Raw genomic sequence first — 17,293 nt, forward strand, 5'->3', positions numbered from 1 at the left:
AAGGGTCTTCGTCTCGATGCACGAATACGTCAACTGGCTTCGCCACGCCTCGCCCTATATCAACGCCCACCGCGACGCGACCTTCGTCGTCATGCTGCCCGGTGACGGCGTCGCCCATCCCAACTTCGGCAACATCGTCCACGACCTGGTGCTGCTGCACAGCCTGGGCGTGCGCCTGGTGCTGGTGCACGGCTCCCGTCCGCAGATCGAATCGCGCCTGGCCGCGCGTGGCATCGAGCCGCGCTTCTACAACGACCTGCGCATCACCGACGGCCCGACCCTGGAAGCGGTGATCGACGCCGTCGGCAGCCTGCGCAGCGCCATCGAGGCGCGCCTGTCCATGGACATGGCCGCCTCGCCCATGCAGGGCTCGCGGCTGCGCGTCGCCAGCGGCAATCTGGTCACCGCGCGCCCGGTGGGCGTACAGGATGGCGTCGACTTCCACCACACCGGCGAAGTCCGCCGCATCGACCGCCGCGGCATCGGCCGCCTGCTCGACGAGCGCACCATCGTGCTGCTCTCGCCGCTGGGCTATTCCCCCACCGGCGAGACCTTCAACCTGGCCTGCGAAGACGTCGCCATGCGCGCCGCCATCGACCTGGGCGCCGACAAGCTGGTGCTCTACGGCGCCGAACCGGGCCTGCTGGACGAACACGGCGCCCTGATCCGCGAGATCGGCCCGCAACAGATCCCCACCCATCTGGCGCGCCTGGGCAGCTCCTACCAGGCCGAACTGCTCGACGCCGCCGCCCAGGCCACCCGCGGCGGCGTACGTCGCTGCCACATCGTCGGCTACGCCGAGGACGGCGCCCTGCTCACCGAACTCTTCACCCGCGCCGGCAGCGGCACCCTGGTGGCCCAGGAACCCTTCGAGACCCTGCGCGAGGCGACCATCGCCGACGTCGGCGGCCTGATGGAGCTGATCCGCCCGCTGGAAGAACAGGGCATCCTGGTGCGCCGTTCCCGCGAGGTGCTGGAGCGCGAGATCGAGCAATTCAGCATCGTCGAACGCGAAGGCCTGATCATCGCCTGCGCGGCGCTCTATCCCATCGCCGACTCGGCGGCGGGCGAGCTGGCGTGCCTCGCGGTCAATCCCGACTACCGCCACGGCGGTCGCGGCGACGCCCTGCTGGCCCGCATCGAACAACGCGCCCGCGAGCGCGGCCTGAGCACCCTGTTCGTGCTCACCACCAAGACCGCCCACTGGTTCCGCGAACGCGGCTTCGAACCCAGCAGCGTGGAGCGCCTCCCTGCGGCGCGGGCATCTCTGTACAACTTCCAGCGCAATTCGAAGATCTTCGAGAAGGGCTTGTAGGGGTGCGCCCGTAGGTTGGGCTGAGACGGCTGCATCGTCGAAGCCAATACCGCCAAGCCCCTCCGTCATCGCGGCCATGGGCCGCTCCTACACATTCAAGGCACGCCTGTAGGAGCGGCCCATGGCCGCGATAGCGCCAGTCCCAACGGAAACCGCTACAAGGCGGAGCTGGCTCTTCCTGCATTGATGCCGGAAGGCGCCCTCGTCAACCATCGATTCGCCCGCTGGCGCCTAGGCTCGTAGCGTGGAAAACCGCGCAGCGTTTTCCACTAATGGGCTCCGTTGCTCAGTGGACAAGGCTTCGCCGTTGTCCACGCTACGGGCTACGGGCTACGGGCTACGGGCTACGGGCTACGGGCTACGGGCTACGGGCTACGGGCTGTTCAGGGTTCTTCATCCAGAACCTCCAGGCTGGCGAATCGCCCCGTTCAGGAGGGTGAACGCCAGTGTCGTGGAGTGTGTCGAGCCGCATGGATGCGGCGAGAGGTCCAGTGGGCCATGGACGGCCCATCTGGACCGACCCCGGAACGGCGCTGGCGTGAGCGAAACGTAGCGTAGCGAAGTAACAGCCGTAGGCTGGCCCGAAGGGCGAGCAACGCGAGTCACCCGGAGCGCAGCGCAGGGCCGGATGTCCGGGGCAAGCGGTTTTGGTTACTTTTGTCGCGACTGACAAAAGTGACTCGCTCGGGAGAGCGAAACAAGAAGTGCCAGCAAAATTCGATAATCAGCTGGGATATCAAGATGATGGTTGGCCCTAGCACCGTTGGGCTTCGCTCTCGCTCAACCCAACCTACGTATCTACACCCCGATCGTCGCCAGAATGCTCGCCTGATACGCCGCCACGAAGGTATCGAAATCCCCCTGGGGCGCCGCCTCGATCTCCGCCTGCTCTTCCAGCGACTGGCGTGCCATCTGGGCATAGCAGGCCTGCTCGCCGGCGCTCAGCGGGTGGCTGGCGAAATAGGCCGCATGAGCCTCGCTCTGGCGCAGACCGAAGTCGGCGAAGCTCTCGCCTCTTTCGCGCAGCTCCTGCAGCACCCGCGCCGAGGGGGTGAGGCGGACATCGGCGACCTTCTGCCGCTGCACCGCCACCGCCCGGCGATGGGCGTCCCCGCCCAGGCTCGCGTCCAGGGTCTCGGCGCAGCGCTCGATCTGGTCGAGCATCTCCGCCGCCCAGTCGATCATGGTCACCGAGGCGCCATGACGCTGCAGGCGCAGGCCCGGCTTGCGGCCTTCGCGCACCACGCTGGCGAAGTTGTCGGTGCATTCGCTGCACTCGCCGTTGAGCGGCGGGCTGCCTTCCAGGGCGCAATAGAGCAGGAAGGCGTCGAGGAACAGCGCGGCGGTGGTATCGATGCCCAGCGGCAGGAAGGGATCGATGTCCAGGCAGCGCACCTCGATGTACTGCACGCCGCGCGCCATCAGCGCCTGCACCGGCCGCTCGCCGCTGCGGGTGACGCGCTTCGGGCGGATGGTGGCGTAGTACTCGTTCTCGATCTGCAGGATGTTGGTGTTGAGCTGCACCCACTCGCCGTTCTGGTGGGTGCCGATCTCCGCATAGGGCGGGTAGGGCGTACCCACCGCGCGTCTCAGGCTCTCGGTATAGGTGGTCAGATCGTTGTAGTCCGGCGTCAGGCTGGCCTGGGCGTTGCTCTGATAGCCCAGGTCGCTCATGCGCAGGCTGGTGGCATGGGGTAGGTACAGGGTCCGCTCGTCGAGGGTCTGCAGCCGATGTGGCCGGCCCCGCAGGAAGCCTGCGTCCAGCGCCGGCGAGGCGCCGAACAGGTACATCAACAGCCAGCTGTAGCGGCGGAAGTTGCGGATCAGGGCGATATAGCGCGCAGACTGGTAGTCGCGGGCATCGCGGGCGTCACCTTCCTGCTGGCGCAGGAGTTCCCAGGCCGCTTCCGGCAGCGAGAAGTTGTAATGGATGCCGGCGATGCACTGCATGGTGCGGCTGTAGCGCAGGGCCAGGCCGCGGCGGTAGACGTGCTTGAGCCGGCCGATGTTGGAGCTGCCGTAGTCGGCGATGGGGATCTCGTCCTCCGCCGGCAGCGCGCAGGGCATGGAGCCGCTCCAGAGGCGCTCGCCGTCGAGTTCGGCGACCGCGGCGCGATGCACCCGATCCAGCGCGTCCAGCACCTCGGGCGTGCGGGTACCGGTGGGGGTGATGAATTCGAGCAGGGCCTCGGAGTAGTCCGTGGTGATCTGCGGATGGGTCAGGGCCGAGCCCAGCGCCCGGGGATGGGGGCGGCAGGACAGCTGGCCACGGGCGTCCACCCGCAGGGTCTCGCGCTCGATGCCGTGCAGGCATTCGGCCAGAAGGGTGGGATCAGCGCCGAGCAGGGCCAGGCGGCGGGACAGGATATCGCTCAAGTTGACTTCCTATAGCGGTACTCGCCCCGGGCAGGGTAGAAGAAACCGACTGAAATGAGGGTTGCCGGCCAGGGCCGACGCGGGGGCAGCAGTCACTGCTGCGGTCCGGGTTCAAGCCTCAGACCGCAACCCGCTCAGTTGTCTCCCAGCGTAGCTCAGGCGACGGCAAAGGGCGATATGCGCCGCTTCGCTGCCGCCCGCTCTGGCCGGTCACAGACAGGCGAAGGTCGCCTGGGCCAGGGCGATCAGCTTGTCGCCCTGATGCACCTGGGCTTCCAGCACATGGGTCTTGCGGCCCGGGTGGATCACCCGGGCGCGGCAGACCAGTTCGCCGTCGCTCACGCCACGCACGTAGTTGACCTTGCATTCCAGGGTCACGCTGCCGGCCTGGCCATCGAACAGGCTGTGGCTGGCCTGGCCCAGGGCGGTGTCGATCAGCGAGAAGATGGCACCGCCGTGCAGCTTGCCGTGCAGGTTGATGAGCGTGTCCTGCACGCTCATGCGCACCTCGGACTCGCCACCCTCGGCCTTGTGGATGGTCATGCCCAGCAGGGTGCTGAAGGCGCTGTCTTTGCCTGCGAGAGAACCGCTCATGCCTATTTCCTCAGTTGCTTGGCGTTGGCGAACAGGGACGCCATGGCATTATTGGCCGGCGCGGCCTGGGTCTGGCGCGGGGCGCCCTTGTCGGTGCGCGGCTTGCCACCGTTGCCGCGGGCCTGGCCGCCGGGCTTGCCGTCGACCTTCTCGCCGGGGGTGTCGCCCATGCGCATGGACAGTCCCACGCGATTGCGCGGCACGTCCACCTCCATCACCTTGACCTTGACGATGTCGCCCGCCTTGACCACCTCGTAGGGATCCTTGACGAACTTCTCCGACAGCGCGCTGATGTGCACCAGGCCGTCCTGGTGCACGCCGATGTCGACGAAGGCCCCGAAATTGGTGACGTTGGTGATGACGCCCTCCAGCACCATGCCGGGCTTGAGGTCGGAAAGCTTTTCCACGCCGTCCTGGAACACCGCGGTCTTGAACTCCGGACGCGGATCGCGACCCGGCTTGTCGAGTTCCTGGAGGATGTCGGTCACCGTCGGCAGGCCAAAGCTCTCATCGGTGAACTTCTTCGGATCCAGACGCTTGAGAAAGGCCGAATCGCCGATCAGCGAGCGGATGTCGCGACCGGTGTCGGCGGCGATGCGCTGCACCAGGGGATAGGTCTCCGGGTGAACGGCCGAGGCGTCCAGCGGATTGGCGCCGCTCATCACGCGCAGGAAGCCGGCGGCCTGCTCGAAGGTCTTGTCGCCCAGGCGCGGCACCTTCTTCAGGGCCTCGCGGGTGGCGAAGGCGCCGTTGGCATCGCGGAATTGCACGATGTTCTGCGCCAGGGTGGTGTTGAGCCCGGAGATCCGCGCCAGCAGGGCGGCGGAGGCGGTATTCACGTCCACGCCCACGGCGTTCACGCAGTCTTCCACCACGGCGTCCAGGCTGCGCGCCAGCTTGAGCTGGGAGACGTCGTGCTGGTACTGGCCCACGCCGATGGACTTGGGCTCGATCTTCACCAGCTCGGCCAGCGGATCCTGCAGGCGGCGGGCGATGGACACGGCGCCGCGCAGGGAGACGTCCAGCTCGGGGAATTCCCGGGCAGCCAGTTCCGAGGCGGAATACACCGAGGCGCCGGCTTCGCTGACCATCACCTTGGTCAGGCCGAGTCCCGGGTACTTGCTGATCAGCTCGCCGGCCAGCTTGTCGGTCTCGCGGCTGGCGGTACCGTTGCCGATGGCGATCAGGTCCACGCCATGCTTGGTGCAGAGCACGCCGAGGGTGGCCAGGGTCTGGTCCCACTGATTGCGCGGCGCATGGGGATAGACTGTATCGGTGGCCAGCAACTTGCCGGTGGCGTCCACCACGGCGACCTTGCAGCCGGTACGCAGACCCGGGTCCAGCGCCAGGGTAGTGCGCGGGCCGGCCGGCGCGGCCAGCAGCAGGTCGTGCAGGTTGCGGGCAAAGACCGCGATGGCCTCTTCCTCGGCCTTTTCGCGCAGCTCGCCGAGCAGGTCGGTTTCCAGGGAAGTATAGAGCTTGACCTTCCAGGTCCAGCGCACCACCTCGGAAAGCCACTTGTCCGCGGCGCGGCCCTGGTTCTTCAGCTCGAAATGCGCGGCGATCAGGCCTTCGCAGGGATGGGCGATGCCCGGGCCTTCTTCGCCGAGCTTGAGCGCGGCGCTGAGGATGCCCTCGTTGCGGCCGCGGAAGATCGCCAGGGCGCGGTGCGAGGGCACCGCCTTGAAGGGCTCGTCATGCTCGAAGTAGTCGCTGAACTTGGCGCCTTCGGTCTCCTTGCCAGGCACCAGTCGTGCGCTGAGGATGGCGTCCTGCTGCAGGACGCCGCGCAGCCGCGCCAGCAGGTCGGCGTCTTCGGCGAAGCGCTCCATGAGGATGTACTTGGCGCCTTCCAGGGCGGCCTTGACGTCCGCCACGCCCTTGTCCGCGTCGACATAGCCGGCGGCTTCGGACTCCGGGGTCAGGGTCGGATCCTGCAGCAGCGCCTCCGCCAGCGGGCCGAGGCCGGCTTCCAGGGCGATCTGGCCCTTGGTGCGGCGCTTCTGCTTGTAGGGCAGATAGAGGTCTTCCAGGCGGGTCTTGGTGTCGGCCAGGTTGATCTCGCGGGCCAGTTCGGGGGTCAGCTTGCCCTGCTCCTCGATGGAGGCCAGCACCGCGCCGCGGCGCTCTTCCAGCTCGCGCAGATAGCGCAGCCGCTCTTCGAGATGACGCAGCTGGGTGTCGTCCAGGCTGCCGGTGACTTCCTTGCGGTAACGGGCGATGAAGGGCACGGTCGACCCTTCGTCGAGCAGGGCCACGGCGGCGGCGACCTGTTGCGGGCGGGCGCCGAGCTCTTCGGCGATGCGGCTATTGATATCCATCGGGCTACCTGGCTTGCACGAGAAAAAGCGGGCGGCAGTATACCCGAGCCCGCCGGAGCCCTGCCTCCCATGCCGGCACCGCCACCCCGGAGTGGGCAAAATCTGCTAACAATGGCCCAATGCCGCGGTCGGATGGCCTACGGCATAATCCAGTGCTAGATCACAAGGAGATATTATGAGCACCCCCGTTGCCCCGGAAGGTGAAAAGATCCTGGTCGTCGACGACGACGCCCGGTTGCGTCGCCTCTTGGAGCGTTTTCTGGCCGAGCAGGGTTATCGCGTGCGCACCGTCGAGAGCGCCGAACAGATGGACCGCCTGCTGGCGCGCGAGGTCTTCAACCTGGTCGTGCTGGACCTGATGATGCCCGGCGAAGACGGCCTGTCCGCCTGCGGCCGGCTGCGCGAGAGCGGCAACCGCATCCCCATCATCATGCTAACCGCCAAGGGCGACGAAGGCAGCCGCATCCAGGGCCTCGACCAGGGCGCCGACGACTATCTGGCCAAGCCCTTCAATCCGCTGGAGCTGGTGGCCCGCATCAAGGCCGTGCTGCGCCGTCAGGCGCCGGTGGTGCCCGGCGCCCCTGCCGGGACCGACGAGGTGGTGACCTTTGGCGACTACGCCCTGCACCTGGCCACCCGCGAGCTCAAGCGCGGCGAAGAGACCCACATGCTCACCACCGGCGAATTCGCCGTGCTCAAGGCACTGGTCGACCACGCCCGCGAGCCGCTGACCCGCGACAAGCTGATGAACCTGGCCCGCGGTCGCGAATGGGATGCCCTGGAGCGCTCCATCGACGTGCAGATCTCGCGCCTGCGCCGGATGATCGAACCCGATCCGTCCAAGCCGCGCTATATCCAGACCGTCTGGGGCGTGGGCTACGTCTTCGTGCCGGACGGCGCCGGCAAATAAGCTCTCACCGCCACACTTAGGTGTCGACGATACAGAGCGTGTTCAAAGTCTTGCGAGCTAGAGTCAAACGAGGCGAAAAGACCTGAGGAAGCGGAGTTTACAAGGCGTAAATGAGCATTCCGAAGGTCTTTTCAACGCTGTTTGGCCGACGCGCAGCTGACTTTGAATAGGCTCAGGCGAACAGCCCCTGATGCACGCCGATCAGCAGGAAAATCCCCAGCAGCGCGCGATAGATGATGAAGGGCCAGGTCGAGAAGCGCTCCAGAAAGCGCATCAGGCCCCAGATCGCGGCAAAGGCCGACAGGCTCGCCACCAGCAATCCCACCAGCAGCAGCGACCAGGCTTCGGCCGGGATGTGCGCGTGCCAGAGCACCACCAGCTCCTTGAGTCCGGCCAGGGCGATGGCCGGCAGACCCAGCAGGAAGGAGAAGCGTGCGGCTTCTTCGCGACGCAGATTGAGGAACATGGCGGCGGTCAGGGTCGAGCCCGAGCGGGACACGCCCGGAATCAGCGCTCCGACCTGGGCGATCCCCACGATCAGCGCATCGCGCAGCCGCATTTGCGAGATGTCCCTGTTGTGCCGGCAGATCCGCTCCGCCAGCGCCAGCAGCGCGGCCATGGCCAGGCAGGCGTAGCCGATGACGCTGAGGCCGCGCAGCGGCGAGTCGCAGGCGTTGAGCAGGGGCGCCAGCAGCAGACCGGCGATGCAGATGGGAATGGTCGCCAGCACGATCATCACCGCCAGCAGGAAGTCCGGGCTGTCGAAGTCGCGCTGGCGCACCGCGGCCAGGCTGCCGCGGGTCACGCCACTCACATCGCGCCAGAAATAGCTGATCACCGCGGCCAGCGCCGCCATCTGCATGGCGGCGGAAAAGGCCGAGCCGGGGTCGCGCCAGCCGAGCAGGGCCGGTACCACCCGCATGTGCGCCGTGGACGAAATGGGAAGCAGCTCGGTGATACCCTGCACCACGCCGAGAAAGGCGATCTGCGCGTAGCTGAGCGAGGCGAAGCCGATGTCCAGGCCGGTCTGGCAGATGTCGGACACGAGAGAACTCCAGGTTGAAGGGAAGAAATGGACGAGCAAATGTATCCGAATGTGTCCGTGTCCGGTGGCCTATCTGGACCTTGCAATCCCAGAGGTTGTGATGGCTTTCGCGCCGTTTTGCGCGGAAATCCTGGCCAATGAAGGCGCCCAGCTGGTTTCCCCAGAGTTTCTTCGCCCGCTCGCTGTGGATGGTCCTGCTCGCGGTGCTGTTTTCCAAGGCGCTGACCCTGGTCTATCTGCTGCTCAATGAGGACGTCCTGGTCGATCGGCAGTACAGCCATGGCGCGGCCCTGACGCTCAAGGCCTACTGGGCCACCCCGGAGTCCGAGCGACCGCGCATCGCCCAGGCCGCCGGTCTGCGCTACGAATCACCGGAAACCGTGCCGGCCGGGGAATACCACTGGCCCTACAGCGAGATCTTCGAGCGCCAGATGAAACAGGAACTGGGCGAGGAGACCGAGGTGCGGGTGCGGGTCCAGCACGGTCCGGCGCTCTGGGTGCTGGCGCCGAGCCTGGGACCGGACTGGATCAAGATTCCGCTGATGGCCCACCCGCTGCGTGGCCAGCATATCTGGAGCGTGCTCGGCTGGTTTTTCGCCATCGGCCTGCTGTCCGTGGGCGCCGCCTGGGTCTTCGTGCGGCAGCTCAACCAGCCCTTGCGGCGCCTGGTGAACGCCGCGCGCGAGCTGGGCAAGGGCCGCAGCGTGCGGCTGCCGGAGACCGATGCCCCGAGCGAGATCCAGGATGTCTACCACGCCTTCAACCAGATGGCCGAAGACGTCGAGCAGGCCGGCCGCGAACGCGAACTGATGCTGGCCGGGGTCTCCCACGACCTGCGCACGCCCCTGACCCGACTGCGTCTGGCGGTGGAACTGATGCCGCCGGCCGAGCGCGAAGAGGCCGAGGACATGATCCGCGACATCGAGGACATGAACGCCATCCTCGACCAGTTCCTCGCCTTCGTCCGCGATGGGCGGGACGAACCCCAGGAGCTCACCAACCTCAACGAACTGGCCCGCCAGGTGGTGGCGCCCTACAACCAGGAGACGGAGCGGGTACGGCTGATGCTGGACGTGCTGCCGCCGCTGCCGGTGCGGCGCATCTCCTTCAAGCGGCTACTGACCAACCTGGTGGAAAACGCCCTGCGCCATGGCGGCGGTGGCGGTATCGAGGTGGTCGGTCAGGTGGCGGGTTCCGCCACCGCGCCCTATGTCGCCCTGAGCGTGATGGATCGCGGTCCCGGCATCGATCCCAAGGACCTGCAGGACATCTTCAATCCCTTCACCCGCGGCAATCGCGCCCGCACCGTCAGCGGTTCCGGGCTGGGCCTGGCCATCGTCAAGCGCATTGCCGCGCAGCACGGCGGCAGTGCCGAGCTGCGCAATCGCGAAGGTGGCGGGGTGGAAGCCCGGGTACTGCTGCCCCTGGGCCTGCTGCTGCCCCGCAGCGCCAGCTGACGCCGAACGCTGCTTCTGCACTTTGTAGGAGCGGCCGCATCGGCGGACCGCCATGGCCGCGATGCTGTGACATAGCGAAATGGCCTCGACATCGGGCTCGCGCGCGATCTATCAGGAGATAGGGAGGTTGGGCCAGACGCCAGCACAGCCCAACCTCCCAAACCACGGCCTCAGCCCTTGCCCTTGGTCCGTGTCAGCCCCGGCTCGGCGTTCTTTTCCAGGTATTCGATGATGATCCCGGCGACGTCCTTGCCGGTGGTCTGCTCGATGCCTTCCAGGCCGGGCGAGGAGTTGACCTCCATCACCAGCGGGCCGTGGTTGGATCTGAGGATGTCCACCCCGGCCACGCTCAGGCCCATGGCCCGGGCCGCGCGCAGGGCGGTCATGCGCTCCTCGGGGGTGATCTTGATCAGGCTGGCGGTGCCGCCACGATGCAGATTCGAGCGGAATTCCCCGGGTGCCGCCTGGCGCTTCATCGCCGCGATCACCTTGTCGCCGACCACGAAGCAGCGGATGTCCGCACCGCCCGCCTCGCGGATGTATTCCTGCACCATGATGTTCTGCTTGAGCCCCATGAAGGCCTCGATCACCGACTCGGCCGCCTTCTCGGTTTCGCAAAGCACCACGCCGATGCCCTGAGTGCCTTCCAGCACCTTGATCACCAGGGGGGCGCCGTTGACCATCTGGATCAGGTCCGGTACGTCGTCCGGCGAGTGGGCGAAGCCGGTCACCGGCAGGCCGATGCCCTTGCGCGAGAGCAGTTGCAGGGAGCGCAGCTTGTCGCGCGAACGGCTGATGGCCACGCTCTCGTTGAGCGGAAAGACGCCCTGCATCTCGAATTGGCGCAGCACCGCGCAGCCATAGAAGGTCACCGAGGCGCCGATGCGCGGGATGACCGCATCGAAGCCTTCCAGCGGCTTGCCACGGTAATGGATCTGCGGCTTGTGGCTGGCGATGTTCATGTACGCGCGCAGGGTGTCGACCACGACCACCTCATGGCCGCGGCTGACGCCGGCCTCGACCAGGCGCCGGGTGGAATACAGGTTGGGGTTACGCGAGAGAACGGCGATTTTCATGGGGCACCGGAGGCCGGAGTAAGGGACAACTGGGGTTTGTCTTGCGCATAGGAGACGGCCGGATTCACCAGCAGGCCACCATCGATCAACGCCTTGGAGCCGAGCAGCATGCGATAGCGCATGCTCTTGCGGCAGGCCAGGGTGAATTCCACCGGCCACTGGCACTCGCCCAGGGCCAGCAGGGTACGGATGACGTAACGGGTCTGGGCGATGCCATTGGAGCTGCGGATGGTCTTTTTCGCCACCAGCGGTGCTTCGCAATGGCGGTGCCGGGACTGGACCAGGGTGCCCAGGTGCACGGTGAATCTCACCCAGCGCTCCTTGCCACGCATGAACGGCTGGACTTCTGTCGCATGCAGCGCCGAGGTACTGGCGCCGGTGTCGATCTTGGCTCTCAGCCCGACCACGCCCAGATCGGGCAGGGCCACCCACTCACTCAGGCCGATAATGACCGGTTCGGCGGAATTGCTCATCGCTGCTCCTTGAAATCAGTGGCCTCCGCCTAAATGTTGCGGATCAACGAGCTGCTTGAAGGCTGGTTTGGCGAACAGATAGCCCTGCATCAGCTCGATCCCGAGGTCCCGCAGGCAATCGCGTTCGGCGACGGTCTCCACGCCTTCGGCGATCACCTGGGTACCCAGTTCGCGGCACATGACGATGAGGTTGCGCACGATGGTCCGTCGCACCTGATCCTGGTCGATGCCGCGGATGAGCGCCATGTCGAGCTTGACCAGGTCCGGCTGGAATTCGGCCAGCAGGGTCAGGCCGGAATGACCGGCGCCAAAGTCGTCGATGGCGGTCTTGAAGCCGAATTGCTGATATTCGCGCAGGATGTGCGTCAGGTGGTTGCTGGCCACGTGCTCGGTTTCCACCGTCTCGAAGATCAGGCGCTCCAGGGGAAAGCCATGCTCGCGCGCGGCGGCCAGAGTGCTGCGGATGCACAATTCCGGACGATAGACGGCGTTGGGCAGGAAGTTGATCGAGAGACTCTCCTGCATGCCCAGGGCCGCCGCGGTGGCGATGGCCTTGGTGCGGCAGAGCTGGTCGAATCTATAGCGGTTGCTGTCGGTCACCTGATTGAGCACCGACAGTGCGCCTTCGCCGCCTGGTCCGCGCACCAGCGCTTCCCGGGCGAAGACCGCGCCTCTGCCCAGATCCACGATGGGCTGATAGGCAAAGTCGAAGTCGAAGCCCAGGGGTTCCGACTGCTGGCACCCCGCGCAGCGGGTCTGACCGGTCAGGTCGGAAGGAAAGAATGTGGTCATGGCTCTCCAGAGGCGCGCTTGCAGCGTCGGTCCGATGGTTTAGAGTTCTTGAGAAGAGTCTAAGACCCAATAGGGGACCTTTTATTCGATGTATGCAGTAGATCACACTGAAGAACGGATGCGCCTTGATAAATGGCTCTGGGCGGCACGTTTTTTCAAGACCCGCGCGCTGGCCAAGGCGGCCCTCGAAGGCGGCAAGGTCCAGTGCCGTGGCGAACGCTGCAAGCCCAGCAAGGAGCCGCGTGTCGGCGATGTCCTCACCATCCGTCAGGGCTATGACGAGAAGACCGTGGTGATCGTCGCCCTGTCGCAGAACCGCCGTGGTGCGCCCGAGGCCCAGCAGCTCTATACCGAGACGCCGGAAAGCCTCAAGGCGCGCGAACAGGCCGCTGCGGCGCGCAAGGCGGGCAACCTCGGCCTGCAGACCGACGGCCGTCCCACCAAGAAGCAGCGGCGCCAGATCCACCAGTTCCGCGAGTACGTCCATCCGTTCGACGACTGATCCCGTCGCGACTCGCCGGATCCTCTCAATGGCCAGGACCGCTCGGCGGCCCTGGCGTGTGCCGCAGCGTCAGGCTTCGCGGCCTCCTTCCTTATATAGGTAGTTCATGACTTCCCACGATTTCACCCAGCGCTTCCTGTTCGATGAAACCGATGTCCGCGGCGAACTGGCCACCTTGGATCGCAGCTATGTCGAGGTCCTCGCCAAGCACGCCTATCCGGAGCCCGTCGCCCAATTGCTGGGCGAGATGCTGGCGGCGGCCGCGTTGCTGTGCGGAACCCTCAAGTTCGAAGGGCTGCTCGTGCTGCAGGCGCGTTCCAGCGGGCCGATCCCGCTGCTCATGGTCGAGTGCTCCAGCGAGCGCGAGGTGCGCGGCATCGCCCGCTACGAAGAAAGCGAGATCACCACGTCCGCCTCTTTGGGTGAGCTCATGCCTGATGGCGTCCTGGCCCTGACCATCGATCCCCGCCACGGTCAGCGTTACCAGGGCATCGTCCCGCTGGAGGGCGCGAACCTGGCCGAATGCCTGTCCGGCTACTTCGCCACCTCGGAACAGCTGCCCACCCGTTTCTGGCTGAATGCCGATGGTCGCCGCGCCCGTGGCCTGCTGCTCCAGCAGCTGCCGCCGTCGCGTATCAAGGATGCCCAGGCCCGCCAGGACAGCTGGGAGCACGTCGTCACCCTGGCCGATACCCTCACCGCTGAAGAACTGCTGGGCCTCGACAACGAGGTGATCCTGCATCGCCTGTTCCACGAGGAAACGGTGCGTCTGTTCGACGAGCAACCGGTGGCCTTCAGCTGCAGCTGCTCCCGCGATCGGGCGGCCAATGCCCTGATCAGCATGGGGCAGCCGGACGTCGAGAGTCTGCTCGATGAACAGGACGGACAAATTCGGGTCGATTGTCAGTTTTGCAATGAGCAGCAGGTCTTCGACGCCGCCGATATCGCGCAGATTTTTGCGGGCGGCGGCACGCAAACCCCAGGAAATACCCGGCACTAGCCGTTGCAAAAGCCCGAAGGCTTTCTGGCATAATCCCGCAACGTGTAGTTCTGCCGTGTAAGAGCTACAAGCATGAGGAACGGCCCAGGGCCATGGGGAACGAAATGACGAAAGCCAACGTGTATACCGATATCAGCGTCGCGCAGTTAGTGGAAGAGTCCCTGCGACGTGGCGAAGGAGAGCTGGCCGCCAATGGCTCGCTGGTCGTCAAGACGGGGCATCGCACGGGGCGTTCGCCGGTAGATCGCTTTATCGTCGAGGAAGCCTCCACGCGCGACGCCATCCACTGGGGGCCGATCAACCGGCCTTTCCCGGAGGAGAAGTTCGCCCCGCTGTGGGAGCGCGTCAGCGCCTACTTGGACGAGCGTGATCAATTCGTCTCCCACGTCCATGTAGGCGCCGATGTCGAGCACTACCTGCCCGTCGTCATGCGCACCCAGACCGCCTGGCACAATCTGTTCGGCCGCTGCCTGTTCATCAATCCGGCCGAATACAATCCCCAGTCCAAGCCGGCCTGGGAGATCCTCAATGCGCCCGAGTTCGTCTGCGAGCCCGAGCGTGACGGCACCAATTCCGACGGCACCGTCATCATCAACTTCGCGGCCCGCAAGGTGCTGATCGCCGGCATGCGCTACGCCGGCGAAATGAAGAAGGCCATGTTCTCGGTGCAGAACTTCCTGCTGCCGGAAAAGGATGTGCTGCCTATGCACTGCGCCGCCAACGTGGGCGAGGAGGGGGATGTCACCCTGTTCTTCGGCCTCTCCGGCACCGGCAAGACCACCCTGTCCGCCGACCAGAGCCGCTACCTCATCGGTGACGACGAGCACGGCTGGGGCGTGGGCACCGTCTTCAACATGGAAGGTGGCTGCTACGCCAAGTGCATCGACCTGTCCGAGAAGAACGAGCCGGTGATCTGGAAGGCCATCCAGTTCGGCGCCGTGCTGGAGAACGTGGTCCTGGATCCCCAGACCCGTCAGCCCAACTATGCCGACGACAGCCTGACCCAGAACAGCCGGGCGGCCTATCCGCGCGAGCTGATCGACAAGCGCGCCGAGCACAACCTGGGTGGCGAGCCCAATGCGGTCATCTTCCTGACCTGCGACCTCACCGGTGTGCTGCCCCCGGTTTCCATCCTTAATAATGAGCAGGCGGCCTATCACTTCCTGTCCGGCTACACCGCCCTGGTCGGCTCGACCGAGATGGGTTCCGGTCCCGGCATCAAGTCGACCTTCTCCACCTGCTTCGGTGCGCCCTTCTTCCCGCGCCCGGCGGCTGAGTACGCCGATCTGCTGATCAAGCGCATCCAGGGCTTCGGGTCCAAGGTGTACCTGGTCAACACCGGCTGGACCGGTGGTGGCTACGGCGTGGGCAAGCGCTTCAACATCCCCACCACTCGCGCGGTGATCGCGGCCATTCAGAGCGGCGCCCTCATCGGTGCCGAGACTCGCCATGTGCCGGTCATCAATCTCGACGTCCCGATCGCCGTGCCAGGCGTGGACAGCGTTCTGCTCAATCCGCGCGACACCTGGCAGGATGGCGCCGCCTATGACGCCGCCGCTCGGGAGCTGGCCGGCAAGTTCGTCGAGAATTTCAAGAAGTTCTCCGGCGTCTCCGAAGGCATCGTGGCGGCCGGTCCCCAGCTGTAATAGGGGGTCACCGTCTGCAAACAAAGGCCGCCGCTAGGGCGGCCTTTGTTTTTTAAGCTTTTTTTGCGTTTTGGGGTTGCGCACTCCGCCGTGGTTGCATAAACTGCGCCCGCTTTCGCTGATAACGCTAGCGAGCGAGGCGAAAGCACTGATTGTTAAGGAGATTTTAAAAAGATCCTTGACAAGAGGAGGGCAGATAAAGAAAATGCCGCCTCACTTTGGAGGGGTTCCCGAGTGGCCAAAGGGATCAGACTGTAAATCTGACGTCGCAGACTTCGAAGGTTCGAATCCTTCCCCCTCCACCAGATTGCTAGAGCGTTAGGCTCTGCGGGTATAGTTCAGTGGTAGAACCTCAGCCTTCCAAGCTGATGATGCGGGTTCGATTCCCGCTACCCGCTCCAGTTTGACTGGCAAATGTTTCGCTCATGTAGCTCAGTTGGTAGAGCACACCCTTGGTAAGGGTGAGGTCAGCGGTTCAAATCCGCTCATGAGCTCCATCTTAAAAAGGCAGATATGAAAATATCTGCCTTTGTTTTAATGGCGGCATTGCTTTGCTCAATTCGTGAAGGGAGAGAGTGTCGATGGCTAAAGAAAAGTTTGAACGTAACAAGCCGCACCTGAACGTGGGCACCATTGGTCACGTTGACCATGGCAAGACCACTCTGACCGCAGCGCTGACCAAGGTCTGTGCTGATACCTGGGGCGGTTCCGCTCGTGGTTTCGACCAGATCGATAACGCGCCGGAAGAAAAGGCTCGCGGTATCACCATCAACACCTCCCACGTTGAGTACGACTCGGCGATCCGTCACTACGCGCACGTCGACTGCCCCGGCCACGCCGACTACGTGAAGAACATGATCACCGGTGCTGCCCAGATGGACGGCGCGATTCTGGTTTGCTCGGCTGCTGACGGCCCCATGCCGCAGACCCGCGAGCACATCCTGCTGTCCCGTCAGGTAGGTGTTCCCTACATCGTCGTGTTCCTGAACAAGGCCGACATGGTTGACGACGCCGAGCTGCTGGAACTGGTCGAAATGGAAGTTCGCGATCTGCTGAACACCTACGACTTCCCGGGCGACGACACTCCGATCGTTATCGGCTCCGCGCTGATGGCTCTGAACGGTCAGGATGACAACGAGATGGGCGTTTCCGCCGTGCGCAAGCTGGTCGAGACCCTGGACTCCTACATCCCCGAGCCCGAGCGCGCCATCGACAAGCCGTTCCTGATGCCGATCGAAGACGTGTTCTCGATCTCCGGTCGCGGCACCGTGGTAACCGGTCGTGTCGAGCGTGGCATCGTCAAGGTCCAGGAAGAAGTCGAGATCGTGGGCATCAAGGCCACCGTCAAGACCACCTGCACCGGCGTTGAAATGTTCCGCAAGCTGCTGGACGAAGGCCGTGCTGGCGAGAACGTCGGCGTGCTGCTGCGTGGCACCAAGCGTGAAGACGTGGAGCGTGGCCAGGTTCTGGCCAAGCCGAACACCATCAAGCCGCACACCAAGTTCGAGTGCGAAGTGTACGTGCTGTCCAAGGAAGAAGGTGGTCGTCACACCCCGTTCTTCAAGGGCTACCGTCCGCAGTTCTACTTCCGCACCACCGACGTGACCGGTAACTGCGAACTGCCGGAAGGCGTCGAGATGGTGATGCCGGGCGACAACATCAAGATGGTTGTCACCCTGATCGCTCCGATCGCGATGGAAGATGGTCTGCGTTTCGCCATCCGTGAAGGCGGTCGTACCGTCGGCGCCGGCGTGGTTGCCAAGATCATCGAGTAATCGATTGATCT

The 17,293-nt window shown here is 65.0% G+C and carries 14 protein-coding genes and 3 tRNA genes; 10 read left to right on the plus strand and 7 right to left on the minus strand.

Translation table 11 applies throughout. The annotated features are described in order from the left end of the window. Nucleotides 1–16 precede the first annotated feature (16 nt). Nucleotides 17–1,315, plus strand: coding sequence for an amino-acid N-acetyltransferase (argA, locus tag PSEK12I1_RS0123315; protein WP_007161264.1), 1,299 nt, complete (start codon nt 17–19; stop codon nt 1,313–1,315). A 798-nt stretch (nt 1,316–2,113) separates the two neighbouring features. Here argA and gshA read toward each other — a convergent pair. From gshA to PSEK12I1_RS0123330, 3 genes are all read right to left on the minus strand, one after another. After that, nucleotides 2,114–3,691 (minus strand): glutamate--cysteine ligase, encoded by a 1,578-nt coding sequence (gene gshA / locus PSEK12I1_RS0123320; RefSeq protein ID WP_027603082.1) that lies wholly within the window; start codon nt 3,689–3,691, stop codon nt 2,114–2,116. A gap of 210 nt (nt 3,692–3,901) precedes the next feature. Then, entirely contained in the window at nt 3,902–4,285 is a 384-nt protein-coding gene (locus tag PSEK12I1_RS24065; RefSeq protein ID WP_051398714.1) for a PaaI family thioesterase, read from the minus strand. Nucleotides 4,286–4,287: 2 nt separating this feature from the next. Continuing rightward, entirely contained in the window at nt 4,288–6,606 is a 2,319-nt protein-coding gene (locus PSEK12I1_RS0123330; RefSeq protein WP_027603083.1) for a Tex family protein, read from the minus strand. A 175-nt stretch (nt 6,607–6,781) separates the two neighbouring features. Between PSEK12I1_RS0123330 and ompR the strand changes: the two genes are divergently transcribed. Beyond that, a complete protein-coding gene (gene ompR / locus PSEK12I1_RS0123335) occupies nt 6,782–7,516 on the plus strand; it encodes a two-component system response regulator OmpR (RefSeq protein WP_027598251.1) in 735 nt (244 codons plus the stop codon). Nucleotides 7,517–7,688: 172 nt separating this feature from the next. On the opposite strand, the gene PSEK12I1_RS0123340 is transcribed toward ompR, so the two are convergent. Then, nucleotides 7,689–8,561: an undecaprenyl-diphosphate phosphatase gene (locus tag PSEK12I1_RS0123340; protein WP_027603084.1), complete on the minus strand. Its 873-nt coding sequence runs from the start codon at nt 8,559–8,561 to the stop codon at nt 7,689–7,691. Nucleotides 8,562–8,698: 137 nt separating this feature from the next. On the opposite strand from PSEK12I1_RS0123340, the gene PSEK12I1_RS0123345 reads away from it, so the two are divergent. After that, nucleotides 8,699–10,018, plus strand: a complete 1,320-nt coding sequence (locus PSEK12I1_RS0123345; protein WP_027603085.1) for an ATP-binding protein — start codon at nt 8,699–8,701, stop codon at nt 10,016–10,018. A gap of 170 nt (nt 10,019–10,188) precedes the next feature. Here PSEK12I1_RS0123345 and rimK read toward each other — a convergent pair whose 3' ends face one another. The 3 genes from rimK to PSEK12I1_RS0123360 are packed head-to-tail and all read right to left on the minus strand — an operon-like array spanning nt 10,189 to nt 12,359. Next, nucleotides 10,189–11,094, minus strand: a complete 906-nt coding sequence (rimK, locus tag PSEK12I1_RS0123350; protein ID WP_027598254.1) for a 30S ribosomal protein S6--L-glutamate ligase — start codon at nt 11,092–11,094, stop codon at nt 10,189–10,191. Then, nucleotides 11,091–11,567, minus strand: coding sequence for an ATP-dependent zinc protease (locus PSEK12I1_RS0123355; RefSeq protein ID WP_027598255.1), 477 nt, complete (start codon nt 11,565–11,567; stop codon nt 11,091–11,093). The genes rimK and PSEK12I1_RS0123355 overlap by 4 nt, the downstream gene beginning before the upstream one ends. Nucleotides 11,568–11,582: 15 nt before the next feature. Further along, on the minus strand, nt 11,583–12,359 hold the full coding sequence (locus PSEK12I1_RS0123360; protein ID WP_027603086.1) for an EAL domain-containing protein: 777 nt from the start codon (nt 12,357–12,359) through the stop codon (nt 11,583–11,585). 118 nt (nt 12,360–12,477) lie between these two features. Here PSEK12I1_RS0123360 and PSEK12I1_RS0123365 point away from each other — a divergent pair, with 118 nt between their 5' ends. The 7 genes from PSEK12I1_RS0123365 (at nt 12,478) to tuf (ending at nt 17,282) form a co-directional block, all read left to right on the plus strand. Then, entirely contained in the window at nt 12,478–12,861 is a 384-nt protein-coding gene (locus PSEK12I1_RS0123365) for an RNA-binding S4 domain-containing protein (RefSeq protein ID WP_007161254.1), read from the plus strand. A 106-nt stretch (nt 12,862–12,967) separates the two neighbouring features. After that, the gene (gene hslO / locus PSEK12I1_RS0123370; RefSeq protein ID WP_027603087.1) at nt 12,968–13,861 is read left to right on the plus strand and encodes an Hsp33 family molecular chaperone HslO; all 894 of its coding nucleotides are present in this window, start codon (nt 12,968–12,970) and stop codon (nt 13,859–13,861) included. Between the two features lie 104 nt (nt 13,862–13,965). Beyond that, nucleotides 13,966–15,507, plus strand: a complete 1,542-nt coding sequence (locus PSEK12I1_RS0123375; RefSeq protein WP_027603088.1) for a phosphoenolpyruvate carboxykinase — start codon at nt 13,966–13,968, stop codon at nt 15,505–15,507. Nucleotides 15,508–15,727: 220 nt separating this feature from the next. Continuing rightward, a tRNA-Tyr gene (locus PSEK12I1_RS0123380) sits at nt 15,728–15,812 on the plus strand. 22 nt (nt 15,813–15,834) lie between these two features. Continuing rightward, nucleotides 15,835–15,908 (plus strand) — tRNA-Gly (locus tag PSEK12I1_RS0123385). 20 nt (nt 15,909–15,928) lie between these two features. Next, nucleotides 15,929–16,004, plus strand: a tRNA-Thr gene (locus PSEK12I1_RS0123390). A gap of 84 nt (nt 16,005–16,088) precedes the next feature. Continuing rightward, complete coding sequence (tuf, locus tag PSEK12I1_RS0123395; protein WP_027603089.1) at nt 16,089–17,282, plus strand: elongation factor Tu; 1,194 nt, start codon at nt 16,089–16,091, stop codon at nt 17,280–17,282. Nucleotides 17,283–17,293: the final 11 nt, after the last annotated feature.

Origin of the sequence: Pseudomonas sp. MOIL14HWK12:I1 (genome assembly GCF_000510705.1) — a bacterium.
Taxonomy (GTDB): domain Bacteria; phylum Pseudomonadota; class Gammaproteobacteria; order Pseudomonadales; family Pseudomonadaceae; genus Chryseomonas; species Chryseomonas oryzihabitans.

Coding starts and splice junctions, on each gene's coding strand:
- argA (WP_007161264.1), top strand. CDS start 17: ATGCACGAATACGTCAACTGGCTTCGCCACGCCTCGCCCTATATCAAC.
- PSEK12I1_RS24065 (WP_051398714.1), bottom strand. CDS start 4,285: ATGAGCGGTTCTCTCGCAGGCAAAGACAGCGCCTTCAGCACCCTGCTG.
- PSEK12I1_RS0123330 (WP_027603083.1), bottom strand. CDS start 6,606: ATGGATATCAATAGCCGCATCGCCGAAGAGCTCGGCGCCCGCCCGCAA.
- ompR (WP_027598251.1), top strand. CDS start 6,782: ATGAGCACCCCCGTTGCCCCGGAAGGTGAAAAGATCCTGGTCGTCGAC.
- PSEK12I1_RS0123345 (WP_027603085.1), top strand. CDS start 8,699: ATGAAGGCGCCCAGCTGGTTTCCCCAGAGTTTCTTCGCCCGCTCGCTG.
- rimK (WP_027598254.1), bottom strand. CDS start 11,094: ATGAAAATCGCCGTTCTCTCGCGTAACCCCAACCTGTATTCCACCCGG.
- PSEK12I1_RS0123355 (WP_027598255.1), bottom strand. CDS start 11,567: ATGAGCAATTCCGCCGAACCGGTCATTATCGGCCTGAGTGAGTGGGTG.
- PSEK12I1_RS0123360 (WP_027603086.1), bottom strand. CDS start 12,359: ATGACCACATTCTTTCCTTCCGACCTGACCGGTCAGACCCGCTGCGCG.
- PSEK12I1_RS0123365 (WP_007161254.1), top strand. CDS start 12,478: ATGCGCCTTGATAAATGGCTCTGGGCGGCACGTTTTTTCAAGACCCGC.
- hslO (WP_027603087.1), top strand. CDS start 12,968: ATGACTTCCCACGATTTCACCCAGCGCTTCCTGTTCGATGAAACCGAT.
- PSEK12I1_RS0123375 (WP_027603088.1), top strand. CDS start 13,966: ATGACGAAAGCCAACGTGTATACCGATATCAGCGTCGCGCAGTTAGTG.
- tuf (WP_027603089.1), top strand. CDS start 16,089: ATGGCTAAAGAAAAGTTTGAACGTAACAAGCCGCACCTGAACGTGGGC.